Origin of the sequence: Microbacterium sp. ProA8 (genome assembly GCF_039905635.1) — a bacterium.
Taxonomy (GTDB): Bacteria; Actinomycetota; Actinomycetes; order Actinomycetales; family Microbacteriaceae; genus Microbacterium; species Microbacterium chionoecetis.
The window spans coordinates 665,609-680,512 of the sequence record NZ_CP157000.1; the positions used below are offsets into that span (position 1 = coordinate 665,609).

Genomic DNA, 14,904 nt, shown 5'->3' on the forward strand with positions numbered 1-14,904 from the left:
CGAGACTCAGCTCAGCTCGACACCGGCCGGGTCGCGCAGCAGCTCCGCGAACGCGGCCTCGGCAGCGCCGATGAGCAGGCGATCCTCGGCGAGGGCCGCCGGCCGGATCTCGAGGTCTTCGCCGTTCGCCGGCATGGTCTGGGCGACGACGGCTTCCGTGAAGCCGTCCAGATCGTCGCCGGCGAGCATGGCCAGGAAGCCGCCGAGCACCACGACGGCCGGATTCAGCACGTTGACCGCATTGGCCAGTGCGGTCGACAGGATGCGGCGCTGCCGCGCGATCTCGTCACGGACCTCCGGCGCACTCGCCGCGCGCAGCATCTCGGCCAGGGCGGGCTCGTCGGCGTTGGCCCGGCCGAGCACGGCGAGAAGCCGGGCGCGGCTCACCTCGTCCTCGAGCACGCCGTTGTCGGCCCGCCGATCGGCGGTCGATGCGATGCCGGGGCGGTTCTGCCCGAACTCGCCGGAGTAGCCCGAGGCGCCGGCCACCGGCATCCCCTGCACGATCAAACCGCCGCCGATCCCGCTCGCGCCGCCGTTGAGGTAGACGACGTCGTCGATGCCGCGCGCGGCGCCGAAGAGGTGCTCGGCGAGGACGCCCAGCGTCGCGTCGTTGCCGACCACGGCGGGCAGGCCGGTCGCGGCTTCGATGAGCTCACGCAGCGCGGTGTCGGTCCACCGCAGGTGAGGGGCGTCGCGCACGAGTCCGTCCGAGGCGCGCACGAGGCCCGGCACGGCGACGCCGACCCCGGCGATCGCCGCGCCGGCGAGATCGTCGCTGCGCCATGCGGCGACGATCTCGCCGATGAGCCGGGCGGTGCCTTCAGGCCCGAGCAGGCCGGCCATCTCGATGCGCTCCCGCCGCCGCACGGCGCGATCCAGCCCGACCGCGGCGATCGTGAGGGCGTCGACCTCGGGGTTCACGGCGATGGCCACGACACGGGGGTGCGCCGCGACCAGAGGAGAGGGTCGCCCCACGCGTCGACTGGGGTCGGGCGCCCGCTCCTCCGCGACGCCGAGGGCGACGAGGTCTCCGACGAGGTCGGCGATCGTCGAGCGGTTGAGGCCGGTCGCACCGGTCAGGGTCGCACGCGAGACGGGGCCTTCGAGGTGGGCCAGGCGCAGCAGCCGCGACAGGTTCGCCTGGCGACTGCCGACCGGATCGTTCATCCCCTCACTGTAGAGGCGGACGCCAGCCGGCGATCAGCGACGGGTCGGCGCTGCGGGCTTCTTCCGCGTCCGGTTCCCGGCGGCGGCGGGGCGGATGGACTGCACGGCCGAGGCGAAGCCGAGTGTCTGGAGCACCTCGAGCGCGCGGTCGTAGGGCGATCCTTGCAGCGTGACGAACACCGCGCCGAGGACGTCGATGTACCGGACGGTGGCGCCGCACACCTCTCGCCGCGGATGCCGTCAGCCGTCAGGACGGATGCGGCGCCGTGCTCCCGCGCACCACGAGGTGCGTCGCCAGATCCATCCGCAGGGTCTCGGGCGTGGCGCCGTCGGCGAGGCGCAGCGCGAGGCGGGTCGCCTCCTCGCCCATGCGCCGCAGCGGCTGGTGGACGGTGGTGAGCTGCGGGCTCAGCCACCGTGCCAGCGCGATGTCGTCGTACCCCACGACAGACAGATCGTCGGGCACCCGCAGCCCCGCCGCCGAGCCCGCGGCGATCACCCCGAGTGCCTGCAGGTCGCTGCCGGCGAAGATCGCCGTGGGCGGGTCGGGCAGTGCCAGCAGCTCTCGCGCGTGGGCCTCGCCACCGCCCGGATGGAAGTCGCCGAACCGGACGAACGCGGGGTCGATGGGGAGCCCCGCCGCGTTCATCGCCGAACGATAGCCGTCCACGCGCGCCAACGAGCACATCATGTCCTGGGGACCGCTGATGGCCGCGATCCGGCGGTGCCCCAGCTCGATCAGATGGCGCGTCGCCATCAGACCGCCCGCCCAGTTGGCCGACCCGACAGACGGCACGTCGGGGGACGGGTCGCCGGCGGGGTCCACGATGACGAACGGGATGCCGCGTGAGCGGAGCTTCTCGCGGTAGCGGTCGGCGATATCGGAGAACACCAGCACCACACCCACGGGGCGGCGGCGCAGGACCCCGTCGATCCAATCCGCCGAGGGGGAGTGGCGGTCCCCGCTCACGGTGAGCACGACCGAGAGCCCGGCGGCGTGCGCGATGTCCTCGACCCCCTCGATGACCTCCATCGACCAGCTCGGCTCCAGTTCGTGGAACACCAGTTCGACGAACTCGCTGCGCGGGGTCTGACTGCGCCGGGTGTAGTCGTGCCGGGCGAGGTGCTCCTCGAGCCGCGCGCGCGTGGCAGGTGAGACGTCGGGCCGGCCGTTGAGCACTTTCGACATCGTCGCGAGTGAGACGCCCGCCTCGGCGGCGATCTCTGCGAGCGTCACGCGCTGCGGTGTCGACATGGGCGGATCCTTGCGTCGGGGTGCGCCTGTCCCGGGCGCCGTCGCCGGGAGCACGTTCAGGATGCCATACCGGGCTTCGCTGTCCGGGACGAGATCTTCCGGCTCGCTCACCAGTCGTGGATGGTGCCGTCGGCGAGGCGGTTGTAGGGGAGGTAGGCGCGGATGTAGGGGTACTTGCCGGCCTCGTCGGTGTCGAGGTCGACGCCGAGTCCGGGTTGGTCGCCGGGGTGGAGGAAGCCGTCGGTCCAGGTGAAGGACTGCTGGAACACGGCATCGGTCTTTGGACCGTGTCGCATGTATTCCTGAATGCCGAAGTTGTGGATGGCGAGCCCGAGGTGCATGGCGGCGGCCATGCCGACGGGGGAGATGTCGGTGGGGCCGTGCATGCCGGATTTGATCTGGTACTGCGCGGCGTAGTCGAGCACCTTCTTCAGGTGGGTGATGCCACCCGTGTGGGTGACGGCGGAGCGCACGTAGTCGATGAGCTGTTCGCGGATGATCTGCTGGTAGTCCCACACGGTGTTGAAGATCTCGCCGATGGCCAGCGGCGTGGTGGTGTGCTGACGGACCAGTCGCAGCGCCTCCTGGTTCTCGGCGGGGGTGCAGTCCTCGAGCCAGAACAGGTCGTAGGGTTCCAGCGACTTGCCCAGCTGCGCGGCCTGGATGGGCGACATGCGATGGTGGCCGTCGTGGAGCAGGGGCAGTTCGGGGCCGAACTCGTGGCGGACCGCCTCGAACACGGTCGGCACGTGCCGCAGGTAGGAGCGGGTGTCCCAGTCCTCCTCGTTGGGCAGGCCGCCGCGCTGAGCGGGTTCGTGGTCGTAGCGGACCCCGGTGTTGGCCTCGTAGGTCGCGTTGGAGGCGATGCCGTAGATCGATTTCAGGCCGGGCACGCCGGTCTGGATGCGGATCGCCTTGTAGCCCTGCTCCTCGTGTGCGCGCACGCTGTCGAACAGCTCTTCAGTGGTCACGCCCGACGCGTGCCCGTACGCGAGCAGGCCGGTGCGGGAGGCGCCGCCGAGCAGCTGGTACACCGGCATGCCGGCGGCCTTGCCCTTGATGTCCCACAGCGCCATGTCCACCGCGGCGATCGCGGCCATCGTGACCGGTCCTCGTCGCCAGTAGGCAGAGCGGTACAGGAACTGCCAGGTGTCCTCGATGCGGTGCGCGTCGCGGCCCAGCAGCAGCGGCACCACGTGTTCGCTGAGGTAGGCCACCACCGCCAGCTCCCGCCCGTTCAACGTCGCGTCACCGAGGCCTGTCAGTCCGTCGTCGGTGGTGAGCTTCAGTGTCACGAAGTTGCGGTCCGGGCTCGTGACGATGACTTCCGCCCTGTCGATGATCATGTCGGTCTCCTCTTTCGGTCTGTTCGTCGGGGTCAGTCGGCGACGATCACGGATGAGATGAACTCGCGATCGCCCGCGCTCGCCCCGGTCATCAGCCGGTCGAGCAATCCGCCGGCGTCTCCGGCGGGGAAGGCTCCGCGACGGGCGCCCTCGGCCCAGTCCCGGATGACGGCGAGAGCGCCGGCGGCGTCGCGGCCGGCACGACGCTCGGCGGCGAGGACGGGAAGGATCCGCAGTCGCACCTTCGTCGCGGTGTCCACGGCGATCTGGCCGAGGCGGTGCGCGATGCGGCCGTTCTCGAAGCGCTCGACGAGCTCGCGCCGATAGCCCGTGGTCTCGGCCTCCGCGCCGACCGTGCGTTCGGCTTCGTCCCAGAACCGGTCGAGCACCTCGCGGCAGGACGGATCGGCCATGGCGTCCGCGACCGTCTCGTGGCCGCGCAGCAGACCGCGGAACGCCAGCGCCAGGTGCCCCCCGTTGAGCACGAGGAGCTTGCGTCGCTCGAAGGGCGCGATGTCGTCGACGAATCGGGCGCCGGCGTCCTCCCACCGCGGCCGCCCGGCAGGGAAGTCGCCGGCGAGCACCCAGTCCGAGAAGGGCTCGGCCACCACGGCGGCGTCGTCGCGGAAGCCGGTCCACGCCTCGACTGCGCGCAGGTCGTCGTCGGTGGTGTGGGGCGTGATGCGGTCGACGCTCGTGGAGACGAACGAGACCGGCCAGGACGCGGCGTCCCACCCGGCCGCTGCGGCGATGTCCCGGACAGCGCGGCGCATCGTGGCGCCGTTGCCGGGGAGGTTGTCGCAGGGGACGACGGCGATGGGTCCGCCGCCACGAGCGGCCCGCGCGGCCAGGCCGTGTGTCAGCCGCGCGACCGGCGTGCGCACGCGCGCCGGATCGCCGTCCCGCAACGCGGCGAGGTCTGCGGCGAGGTCGGGATCCGCGCGGTCGATGAGGCCGTCGGCGCCGAGGTGGTAGCCCGCCTCCGTGATGGTGAGCGTGACGATCGCCGTCGCGGGGTGCGCCACCAGTTCGACGAACCGTGCGAGGTCGCTCGCGGGCCGGGCCTCGGCGATGCTGTCGACGAACGCGTACCGGTCGCCGTCGCCGCCCCGCTCGATGAGGGTGTAGACGCCGCCCTGGGCCTCCAGCTGATCGGCGACCCGCGGACTGCGGCCGGTGAATCCGGCGATCCCCCAGTCGGCGGCGTCGCCCGCACGCGAGGTGTGCCACGCCTGGTGCGTGCGGTGGAAGGCGCCGATGCCGAGGTGGACGATACGCACCGGCGCCGCAGGGCGGGCCAGCCCAGCGGCGACGAGCAGGTCGCGGTGCAGGCGGGGGAGGGGATCGGGCGTCATGACGTCGCCTCCGCAGCCACCGGCATCCGGTCGGGCCATCCGACGCGCTCTCGCAGCCATTCCGCTTGGCGCACCCAGTGCGCGCCCTCGCCGCCCTCGTGGCCGTTCCACGGATACGCGACGACCTCGGCGCCGGCCGCCCAGTGATTCGCGGCCGCGAAGACGCCGGAGGGCGGCGCGATGGTGTCCATCAGGCCGGCGCCGAAGAGCGCGGGAGCAGTCGCACGCCGAGCGAAGGCCACGCCGTCGAAGTGCGACAGCGTGTGGAACACCCGAGCGGCCGATTCGCGGTGCACCGAGAGGTACCGCGTGAGCTCGGCGTGCGGCTCGGCGTCGGTGAGCCCGACCACGCGGGGAAGGTCGCACAGGATCGGCGCCGAGGGGAGCGCGCCGGCGAGTCCGTCGGACAGGCCCGCGGCCGCGATCGCGATCGCTCCGCCCTGGCTGTTGCCGGTGACCGCGATGCGCTCGGGGTCGATCTCTGCCATCTCGCGCAGGGCGTCGACGGCGCGCACCGCGTCCGTGAACACGCGCCGGTAGTAGTACTCGCGCGGGTCGGCGATGCCGCGCGTGAGGAATCCCGCCGTCGCGGGCCCGGCCCCGTGCGGATCGGGCGTCTGCCCGCCGGTCCCCCAGGTCGCACCCTGGCCTCGCGTGTCGACGATGAGCTGCGCGAAACCCGCCGCCGGCCAGTGCAGCCGCTCGTGGGCGAGCCCACGACCCCGGCCGTAGCCGACGAACTCCGCGACCGCGGGGAGCGGCCTCCGGGCGTGTGCGGGAAGGACCAGCCACGCGCGCACAGGCTCCCCTCCGAATCCCGGGAAGACGACATCCTCGACGGTGACGAGATCGAGCGGCGACGGGGCCGGAGAGCGACGGATGCCGCGTCCGGCGGCTCGCGACGTCGCGAGCGTCTCGCGCCAGAAATCGTCGAATCCGGAGGGCTCGGAGACCTCCGGGCGGTAGGCCCGCAACTGCGGTTCGGGCAAGTCGAAGTGCGCCATCGGCGGGGTTTCTCCCTTCATCGCGAGACGCGCCCGACTCGGCGGCGCCTGTCCGGCAACGCCAAATGAAAACGTTGACATTGCCTTCCCCAAAGGCTACCGTCATCGTGTATCGAACGGGAAGTCGAAACTTTCTGAACGAATCAGGCCCCCTCCGAGGATGCCGACCACCCGCAAAGGAGCGCAGTGTCCGTCAACAGCAACGTCGTCATCGCCGACGCGATCGAGCTGCGCGAAGAGGCCGAGGACGAGCGGCAGAACGCCGGTCGCGGCGGGCGCTCCCGCCCGCCCAAGCAGCGAACGACATGGCGGAGAGCCCTCAGGAAGGACTGGCGGCTCTACTCGCTGCTGGTGCTGCCGATCCTCTTCCTGCTGATCTTCCGGTACGTGCCCATGGCGGGCAACATCATCGCCTTCCGCCGGTTCCGTCCGGGCGGCAGCATGTTCGGCGACGAGTGGGTGGGGCTCCGCTATGTCGAGCTCTTCATCAACGACCCGACCTTCTGGCGGGCGTTCTGGAACACCGCGATCCTCGGCGGTCTCACCCTCGCGATCGTGTTCCCGCTGCCGATCGTCCTCGCGCTCATGTTCAACGAGCTGCGGTCGCACCGCTTCAAGCGGGTCGCGCAGTCGATCTCCTACCTCCCGCACTTCATGTCGATCGTCATCGTCGCGGGCATGGTGCTCCAGCTCACGGCCCTGCGGGGATCCATCAACCAGGGGATCGAGTTCTTCGGCGGTGAGGCGATCCCGTTCATGCAGCTGCCGGAATGGTTCCGCACGATCTACGTCAGCTCCGAGATCTGGCAGACGGTGGGCTGGGGCACCATCCTCTATCTCGCGGCGCTCACGACCATCGACCCGCAGCTCTACGAAGCCGCCCGCATCGACGGCGCGAGCCGCTGGCGGCAGATCTGGCATGTGACCCTGCCCGGCATCCGGTCCACCATGATCGTGCTGCTCATCCTCAACATCGGCACGTTCATGGCCGTCGGGTTCGAGAAGGTGCTGCTGCTGTACAACCCCCTGCTGTACCCGACCGCCGACGTCATATCCACGTACCTCTATCGGGTGGGCATCATCTCCAGCAACTTCTCCTACGCCACGGCGATCGGGCTCTTCGAGGCGCTGATCGGCCTGACCCTGATCCTGACCGCGAACGCGATCTCGCGTCGAACCGTGGGGACGAGCCTGTGGTGACCTCCAGCATCCGTACGCCGGTGCGCCGCCGAGCCGACCGCATCTTCCGGCCGTCGACCCACGGCGGCATCAAGGACTCCCGCAGCTACACGGTGTTCCGGGTGGTCAACGGCGTCCTCATCGTGGCGATCTGCTTCATCACGCTGTACCCGTTCCTCAATGTCGTCGCGCAGGCGTTCAGCTCCGAGGCGTACATCAATTCGGGCCAGGTGAACCTGATCCCGATGGGGTTCAACGTCACGACGTTCGGCTACGTGATGAGCGACCCCCTCTTCTGGCGCAACTACGGCAACACCGTGGTCTACACGGTCGTCGCGACGGCGATCGCGATGGTGCTCACGACGTCGTTCGCGTACGCGCTGTCGAAGAAGCACCTGAAGGGGCGCGCCGTCTTCATCGGGATCGCCGTCTTCACCATGTTCTTCAACGGCGGGCTCATCCCCAACTACATCCTGATCAACACCCTGGGGTTCAAGAACACGATCTGGGCGATCGTCCTCCCCAACGCGATCAGCATCTTCAACCTGCTGGTGATGAAGGCGTTCTTCGAGGGCTTTCCCGAGGACCTCGAAGAGGCAGCCGCGATCGACGGGCTCACGACCTACGGCATCCTGCTGCGGATCGTGCTGCCGCTCAGCAAGGCGGTGATCGCGACGATGGTGCTCTTCTACGCCGTCTCGTTCTGGAACTCGTGGTTCTCGGCGTTCCTCTACATGGATCGATCCGACCTGTATCCGGTCACGGTGTATCTGCGCAATCTGCTCGCTGCGGCAACCGGCGGTGAGTCCCTGGGCGCGGGGATGGGCTCGGGCGAGTCGGCGCAGGTCGCCTCGAACGTCAAAGCCGTGACGATGCTCCTCACCGTGCTGCCCATCGTCTGCCTCTACCCGTTCATCCAGAAGTACTTCGTCTCCGGGGTCATGCTCGGCTCCGTCAAGCAGTGACCCGGGACCCATCCCGGACCCCCCAAGAAAGGAACCCCGATGACACAGCACATACGACCGAAGGGACGCGCGCGACGCGGCGCGACGCTCGCCGGTGCACTGCTCACCGCCGCCGCGCTGGCGCTGAGCGGCTGCAGCGCGCCGGACGACGGCGGAGCCGCCGAAGGCGCAGATTTCGACTTCGCGGGCAAGGATGTCGGAGCCATGGAGGACTACGGCGTCGGCGACACCTTCACGGCGACCGAGCCCGTCGAGTTCGGACTGTTCTACCGGGACCACCCCAATTACCCGATCGATGAGAACTGGCTCATCTTCGAGGAACTGGCGGCGAACCAGAACGTCACGTTCGACGTCGTCAGCGCGCCGCTGTCGGAATGGGACCAGCGCAAGTCACTCGTCATCGGCGCCGGAGACGCTCCCGACATCATCTCCGTGACGTATCCCGGCCAGGAGGTCTCGTTCGTCGCAGGCGGCGCCATCCTCCCCGCGAGCGACTTCGTCCAGTACATGCCGAACTTCATGGACAAAGTGGAGAAGTGGGACATGGAGGACGACCTCGGCCAGCTCCGCCAGGAGGACGGCAAGTACTACCTGTTCCCCGGCTTCCGTGAAGAGCCGCGCCCCGAGTACTCCTTCGCGGTGCGCACCGACATCTGGGAGGAGCTGGGCCTCAGCCTCGAGCCGGCGAGCTTCGACGAGTTCGCAGATCAGCTCCGCACCGTCAAGGAGGCCTACCCCGACCTGTACCCGATGACCGACCGGTGGTCGGCCAACGGGCCGATCGAGGGCACGCTCGGCTTCGTGGCCCCGAACTTCGGCACGACCGCCGGGTGGGGCTACGGTCAGGGCGTGTGGTGGAACGGCGACGAGTTCGAGTACACCGGCGCGTCGGACGGCTACCGCGACCTGGTCGAGTACTACGCCTCGCTCGTCGAGGAGGGTCTCCTCGACCCCGAGGCCATCACGCAGGACGACGACCAGGCGCTGCAGAAGTTCGCGTCGGGTCAGGCCATGGCGATGGGCACCAACGACCAGGAGATCGTGCGCTACCGCTCGACGATCGAGGAGCTCGGAACGGATGCCGAAATCGGCATGATCCGAGTGCCGGCGGGTCCTGCCGGTGACAACTTCCAGTACGGTCAGCGTCTCGTGAGCGGATTCATGCTCTCGTCGGAGGTCGCCGAGTCCGAGAACTTCCTCGCTCTCCTGCAGTTCCTCGACTGGCTCTACTACTCCGACGAGGGTCTCGAGTTCGCCAAGTGGGGCGTCGAGGGCGTCACCTACGACAAGGAGGGTGACGACACCTGGGTTCTCAACGAGAACATCACGGCGATGGGGCTGAACCCCGGCGCACCCGAGAACCTGCAGGCGGACTACGGCTTCTCCAACGGCGTGTTCACGCTCGTCCACGGGTCGACCCTCGCTCTCGACCGCTCGATGCTCCGTCCCGAGGCGCTCGAGTTCGTCGAGTCGATGTCGACCAAGACGGTCCTCGAGCTGCCGCCGCCCGCACCGCTGGATGAGATCGAGCGCGAGCAGGTGTCGCTGTACCAGTCGGCGCTCAAGGACCACGTCTGGCAGAACACCTCGTCCTTCATCCTGGGTCAGCGGTCGATGGACGAATGGGACGACTACGTCGCGGAGCTCGAGGGGATGAACATGACGGCATACCTCGACATCGTCAACGCCGCTCAGAAGCGGTACGCCGAGAACAACTGACCTCGGCGGGTGCGGCCCCGCGTCCTCCTCCGGACGCGGGGCCGTTCCTGCGAGTGATGCCGTCGCCCGGCGATCCTCTCCCTGCTGTCCGCCCGCCGATCCGCCACCAGGAGCAGAGCACGATGACTCTTCCAGCCATGAGCAAGTTTCCCTATGGAGGCGACTACAACCCCGAGCAATGGAGCGAGGAGGTGTGGGACGACGACCACCGCGCGTTCGACCTCGCGGGCATCGACCTGCTGACCGTCGGGGTGTTCTCCTGGTCGCTCTCGCAGCCGGATGAGGAGACCTACGACTTCTCGGTGCTGGACCGCATCATCGATCGGGCCCACGCCGAGGGGCGGAAGGTGTGCCTGGCCACGGGCACCGCCGCAGTGCCGCCGTGGCTCGCGACCGCGTACCCCGATGTGTGCCGCGTCGACTTCGAGGGGCGCCGCCACGTCTACGGCGTGCGGCACAACGCCTGCACGAGCTCGCCGAATTACCGCCGGCTCGCCACGGCGATGGCGGGCCGGATCGCCGAGAGGTACGCCGGTCATCCCGCGGTCGTGGCGTGGCACATCAACAACGAGTACGGCGGGCTGTGCTACTGCGGATCGTGCGCGGCGGAGTTCCGCCTCTGGCTGCGCGACCGGTACGGATCGCTCGACCGCCTCAACGACGCGTGGAACGCCGACTTCTGGTCGCACCGGTTCACGGACTGGGGTCAGATCGTGCCGCCGAACATCCTGTCCGAGCACTGGAAGAGCCCGGACCACACGGCGTTCCAGGGGATCACGCTGGACTATCACCGGTTCAACACCGACAACATCCTGCGCTCCTTCCGCGAGGAGAAGGCGGCGATCCGCGAGCACTCGGATCTTCCTGCCACCACCAACATGATGGCGATATACCGTCACCTCGACTACCACCGGTGGGCGGACGACCTGGACTTCGCCTCGTGGGACAACTACCCCACCGACGGGTCGCCGGTCTCGCGTCAGGCGCTCAGCCACGCGCTCATGCGCGGGATCAAGGGCGGCCAGCCGTTCTGGCTCATGGAGCAGACGCCGACCATGACGTCCACGCGCGACTACAACCCCGTCAAGCGGCCGGGCCAGATGAGGCTCTGGTCGTGGCAGGCCGTGGCCCACGGCTCGGACTCGGTGCTGTTCTTCCAGATGCGGCACAGCAAGGGTGCGTCCGAGAAGTATCACGGCGCGGTGCTGAACCACGCGGGCCGCACCGATACCCGGGCGTTCCGCGAGGTCGCCGAGCTCGGCGCCGAGCTCGCGGCGGTCGGAGACCGGCTGCTGGGGTCGCGGACGCCGGCGCGGGTCGCCGTGCTCTTCGACTGGGACTCGTGGTGGGCCCTCGAGATCTCGGACGGCCCCAGCCGGTTCGTCAAGTACGAGAAGCAGATGGTCCAGTATCACGAGGCCCTCTGGCAGGCCGGCGCGGTGCTCGACGTCGTGCCGGTCACCGCCGACCTGTCGGGGTACGACGTCGTGGTCGCGCCCTTCCTCCACATGGTGAAGGGCGACACGGCCGCCCGGCTCGAAGCGGTCGCACGGCGCGGTGGCACGGTGGTGACCACCGTGCTCTCCGGGCGTGTGGACGAGGACGACAACGCCTTCCTCCTCGACGTTCCCGGCCCCCTCGCCCGGATCGTCGGGGTGCGGGTCGACGAGACCGATTCGCTGCCGCCGGCGCAGACGAACACCGTGGTGCTCTCGCGCCCCGGCGAGCCCGAGGTGCCCAGCGAGGCCTCCCTCGTCTTCGATCTGGTGATTCCGCAGGGTGCCGAGCCGGTCGGGTCCTACACGCAGGACTTCTACGCGGGGACCCCCGCCGTCACCCGGAACGGGATCGGCGACGGCTCGGCCTGGTACGTCGGCGCCTGCCTGGACCAGCGCGGGGTCGACTGGGTGATCCGCCACGCCCTCGCCGAGCAGGGGCTGCTCGGCGTCTTCGCCGACGTCCAGGACCTCGAACACACGACGCGCCAGATCGGCGGGCGCCGGTACGAGTTCGTGCTCAACCACAGCGGGGTCGACGTGGAGGTCCACTCCCCGTTCACCGGGACGGACATCCTTTCGGGGCGCGCCGTGACCGCCGGGGAGCCGCTGCGGCTCGCGGTGAACGGCGTCGCCGTGATCGAGGCCGGCTGATGCCGGGTGCCGCGACGCCCGGCAGGATGGATGGTGTGACCACTCCCGCGTCGTCCTCGGATCCCCGCCAGGGCGCGTTCTGGCGCGCCACGACGGTGGTGTACTGGTTCGTCGTCGTCGAGTGCTGCTTCCTGCTCGCTGCCGCCCCGGGGCTCGCCGGCGTCCTTCTGCTCGAGCGTCATCCGAGCAACATCCCGCTCTACGCGCTGTGCCTCGTGCCGCTCGGCCCCGCGTTCGCGGCAGCCGTGTCGACGATGGCGGCACGGGCGTCGGCCGACGAGACGAACGTCTGGCCCCGGTACTGGCGGGCGTACGTCCGCAACCTCGTCGACGTGCTGTGGGTCTGGATCCCCGCCCTCGCGCTCGCGACGGTGCTCGGCACCACCGTGGCGTTCGGCGCGTCGGTGGGGGTGGACCTGTTCTTCGGAGGGGCTGCGATCGTGCTGCTGGTCGCCCTCGCGCTGTGGTCGTCGCACGCCCTGGTGATCGCGTCGTTCTTCCGCTTCCGAGCGCGCGACATCGCGCGCCTCGCGCTGTACTACCTCGCCGCCAAGCCGCTGGTGACGCTCGGCGCCGCCTCGTACCTCGTGCTGGCCATCGCGCTCGTGACGTTCGGATCGGACTGGATGCTCGCGCTCGCCGCCGTCGTCTTCGCGGCTCTCGCGGGCGCGAACGCGCGTCCGATGATCGCCGACGTCAGGGCGCGGTTCACCACCGACGCGGAGTGAGGCGGGGAACGGTCAGAAGATCGTTCGCCCGGCCTCGTCGGCGATGCCGGACTTGCGCCAGAAGTACGTGTTGATCTGATCGCGCCACTCGACCGCCGAACGCAGCTGCTCCGCGAAGCGCTCCCGCCCGCGGGCGTGGAGGTCGTCCGGCAGACGGCCCTCCAGCGCGTCCCACGCCGCCACCATCTCGCGCACGCGCTCGACGCCGGCGAAGTGGGTGTCGTAGATGTGCTGGATGACCGTCCGGCCGCTGTGGAGCCGGTGGGTGTAGGGCACGTGATGGAAGAAGAGGATCAGCTCGTCGGGCACCGTGTCGAGCGACTCGTACCGGCTGGCCCACGGCTCGGCGTACTGGCCTGCGTATCCGGTGCCGCCGGCGACCGTCCGGTCGACGCCGATGCCGTCGCGATCGGCGAAGTGATAGGTGCCCCACGCGGAGTACTCGTAGCCGTCGACGTCGGGGCCGTAGTGGCGGTTCAACGGGCTCACCATGAAGCACACGCCGAGGGGAGCGGTGTACGACTCGTACGTCCGCCAGGAGTCGTCGAGGATCGAGCGGATGCCGCGGCGCGCCGTCTCATCGTGACCGAAGGTGAGCGCGATCCACTCGTCCAGGATCGTCCCGGGCTCGAGCGCCGGATCCCAGGCCAGCCGCCCGTAGGCGTACAGGTTGGCCTGCGCGAGCGGGTGGCCCGTCCAGAACGCGTCGGCCCCGACGTTGGACACCGCTGCGATCCCGCCGGCGACGATCTCGGCGAGCATGGGCCCGTCGTCGCCGGTCGGCCGGAACGCGAGGATCTCGCTCCACTGCGGGCCCAGGTAGACCGCGTGCTGCTGCTGGCCGGTGTACTCCTGGGTCACCTGCAGCTCGAGGGCCACGCGCGTGCGGGTCATGGCCGGGATGACGGGGGAGACCGGCTCCCGCACCTGGAAGTCGAGCGGACCGTACTTCACCTGGAGTACGACGTTGTCGTCGAAGCGTCCGTCGAGGGGCGCGAAGGTGTCGTAGGCGGCGCGCGCCCGGTCGGTCGTGCGGTCGCGCCAGTCCTGGCGATGGTTGTAGACGAAGGCGCGCCAGTGCACGAGGCCGCCGTGCGACGCCAGTGCACGGGCGAGCATGTTCGCGCCGTCGGCGTGGTCGCGCCCGTACGCGTAGGGTCCCGGCTGTCCCTCCGAGTCGGCTTTCACCAGGAACCCGCCGAAGTCCGGGATCCGCGCGTAGACACGGGCGGCGGCATCCGTCCACCACCGCTGCACCGCGGGCTCGAGCGGATCCGAGGTGTCCAGGTCGCCCAGGGTCAGCGGTGAGGCGAAGTTGACCGACAGGTGCGTCCGTATACCCCACGGCCGGAAGATCGCGGCAAGACGCTCGACGCTGCCGAGATCGTCGGTGAGCAGGCGCGCTTCGCGTCGCCCGACGTTGACGTTGTTGATCGTGACGCGGTTGATGCCGATCGACGCGAGGAGCCGCGCATAGCGCTCGACGCGCGAGAGGTCGTCACGCAGCATCCCCTCCCGGTAGAAGATCGAGCCGTCGGCGTAGCCGCGCTCGACCTGACCCATGTGGGGGTGGACCGCGACGTTGTCCCAATGGTCGAGCATCCGCAGCTCGTGCAGCGGTTCGTGCCGCGTCGTGCCGTCGCCGCCGCCGAGTGCGAGGTGGCGCACGTGGTGGAACCAGCCGTAGAGCGCACCGCTCGGGCCGCCGTACGCGACCACAACCCGGCCCTCCCGCACATGGTGGACGAAGCCCTCCGCGCCGAGGTCGGCGGTCGGCAGATCGCCGAGGCCGTGGGCGGCCGCGTCGCCGGCGGACAGGATCAGGATGTCGGGAGTGGAGGCGGCCTGGGTCATGCCGGCCCGCGCCGCCTCGGCGCGGACGGTGTCGAGCACGTCCCCTTCGCCAAGGACCGAGACGGTGCGGCCGCCGAGCGCCGCGAAGCGATCGTCGGGCAGCCACATCGGATGCTCGCGCAGCGAACGGCTGGGTGCGGGTGCGTCGGAAGTCATGCGTTCCTCATCGTCGGTGGTGG

12 protein-coding genes are annotated in these 14,904 nt (G+C 69.7%); 5 read left to right on the forward strand and 7 right to left on the reverse strand.

What is annotated here, in order from left to right; genetic code table 11:
• Positions 1-6: 6 nt before the first annotated feature.
• The 6 genes from ABG085_RS02935 to ABG085_RS02960 all read right to left on the reverse strand — a co-directional run bounded on the left by ABG085_RS02935 (position 7) and on the right by ABG085_RS02960 (position 6,130).
• A complete protein-coding gene (locus ABG085_RS02935; RefSeq protein WP_347977953.1) occupies positions 7-1,170 on the reverse strand; it encodes an ROK family protein in 1,164 nt (387 codons plus the stop codon).
• A gap of 33 nt (positions 1,171-1,203) precedes the next feature.
• Entirely contained in the window at positions 1,204-1,392 is a 189-nt protein-coding gene (locus ABG085_RS02940; RefSeq protein ID WP_347977954.1) for a hypothetical protein, read from the reverse strand.
• A gap of 25 nt (positions 1,393-1,417) precedes the next feature.
• Positions 1,418-2,425 (reverse strand): LacI family DNA-binding transcriptional regulator, encoded by a 1,008-nt coding sequence (locus ABG085_RS02945; RefSeq protein WP_347977955.1) that lies wholly within the window; start codon positions 2,423-2,425, stop codon positions 1,418-1,420.
• A gap of 107 nt (positions 2,426-2,532) precedes the next feature.
• Complete coding sequence (manD, locus tag ABG085_RS02950) at positions 2,533-3,771, reverse strand: D-mannonate dehydratase ManD (protein WP_347977956.1); 1,239 nt, start codon at positions 3,769-3,771, stop codon at positions 2,533-2,535.
• Positions 3,772-3,803: 32 nt separating this feature from the next.
• Entirely contained in the window at positions 3,804-5,126 is a 1,323-nt protein-coding gene (locus ABG085_RS02955) for a mannitol dehydrogenase family protein (RefSeq protein ID WP_347977957.1), read from the reverse strand.
• Complete coding sequence (locus tag ABG085_RS02960) at positions 5,123-6,130, reverse strand: acetylxylan esterase (protein WP_347977958.1); 1,008 nt, start codon at positions 6,128-6,130, stop codon at positions 5,123-5,125. Before ABG085_RS02960 ends, ABG085_RS02955 begins: the two co-directional genes overlap by 4 nt.
• Before the next feature lie 228 nt (positions 6,131-6,358).
• Between ABG085_RS02960 and ABG085_RS02965 the strand changes: the two genes are divergently transcribed.
• From ABG085_RS02965 to ABG085_RS02985, 5 genes are all read left to right on the forward strand, one after another.
• Positions 6,359-7,330, forward strand: coding sequence for an ABC transporter permease subunit (locus ABG085_RS02965; RefSeq protein ID WP_347979269.1), 972 nt, complete (start codon positions 6,359-6,361; stop codon positions 7,328-7,330).
• Between the two features lie 41 nt (positions 7,331-7,371).
• On the forward strand, positions 7,372-8,274 hold the full coding sequence (locus ABG085_RS02970; RefSeq protein WP_347979270.1) for a carbohydrate ABC transporter permease: 903 nt from the start codon (positions 7,372-7,374) through the stop codon (positions 8,272-8,274).
• A gap of 39 nt (positions 8,275-8,313) precedes the next feature.
• Positions 8,314-9,993 (forward strand): extracellular solute-binding protein, encoded by a 1,680-nt coding sequence (locus ABG085_RS02975; RefSeq protein ID WP_347977959.1) that lies wholly within the window; start codon positions 8,314-8,316, stop codon positions 9,991-9,993.
• Between the two features lie 137 nt (positions 9,994-10,130).
• Positions 10,131-12,143, forward strand: coding sequence for a beta-galactosidase (locus tag ABG085_RS02980; protein ID WP_347977960.1), 2,013 nt, complete (start codon positions 10,131-10,133; stop codon positions 12,141-12,143).
• 35 nt (positions 12,144-12,178) lie between these two features.
• Positions 12,179-12,871: a DUF624 domain-containing protein gene (locus ABG085_RS02985; RefSeq protein WP_347977961.1), complete on the forward strand. Its 693-nt coding sequence runs from the start codon at positions 12,179-12,181 to the stop codon at positions 12,869-12,871.
• A gap of 12 nt (positions 12,872-12,883) precedes the next feature.
• Here ABG085_RS02985 and ABG085_RS02990 read toward each other — a convergent pair whose 3' ends face one another.
• Positions 12,884-14,881 (reverse strand): alpha-glucuronidase, encoded by a 1,998-nt coding sequence (locus ABG085_RS02990; protein ID WP_347977962.1) that lies wholly within the window; start codon positions 14,879-14,881, stop codon positions 12,884-12,886.
• Positions 14,882-14,904 lie beyond the last annotated feature (23 nt).

Bases quoted from the DNA above. Each gene is read 5' to 3' on its own strand.
- ABG085_RS02980 (WP_347977960.1), top strand. From the start codon at position 10,131: ATGAGCAAGTTTCCCTATGGAGGCGACTACAACCCCGAGCAATGGAGC.
- manD (WP_347977956.1), bottom strand. From the start codon at position 3,771: ATGATCATCGACAGGGCGGAAGTCATCGTCACGAGCCCGGACCGCAAC.
- ABG085_RS02955 (WP_347977957.1), bottom strand. From the start codon at position 5,126: ATGACGCCCGATCCCCTCCCCCGCCTGCACCGCGACCTGCTCGTCGCC.
- ABG085_RS02990 (WP_347977962.1), bottom strand. From the start codon at position 14,881: ATGACTTCCGACGCACCCGCACCCAGCCGTTCGCTGCGCGAGCATCCG.
- ABG085_RS02960 (WP_347977958.1), bottom strand. From the start codon at position 6,130: ATGGCGCACTTCGACTTGCCCGAACCGCAGTTGCGGGCCTACCGCCCG.
- ABG085_RS02935 (WP_347977953.1), bottom strand. From the start codon at position 1,170: ATGAACGATCCGGTCGGCAGTCGCCAGGCGAACCTGTCGCGGCTGCTG.
- ABG085_RS02945 (WP_347977955.1), bottom strand. From the start codon at position 2,425: ATGTCGACACCGCAGCGCGTGACGCTCGCAGAGATCGCCGCCGAGGCG.
- ABG085_RS02975 (WP_347977959.1), top strand. From the start codon at position 8,314: ATGACACAGCACATACGACCGAAGGGACGCGCGCGACGCGGCGCGACG.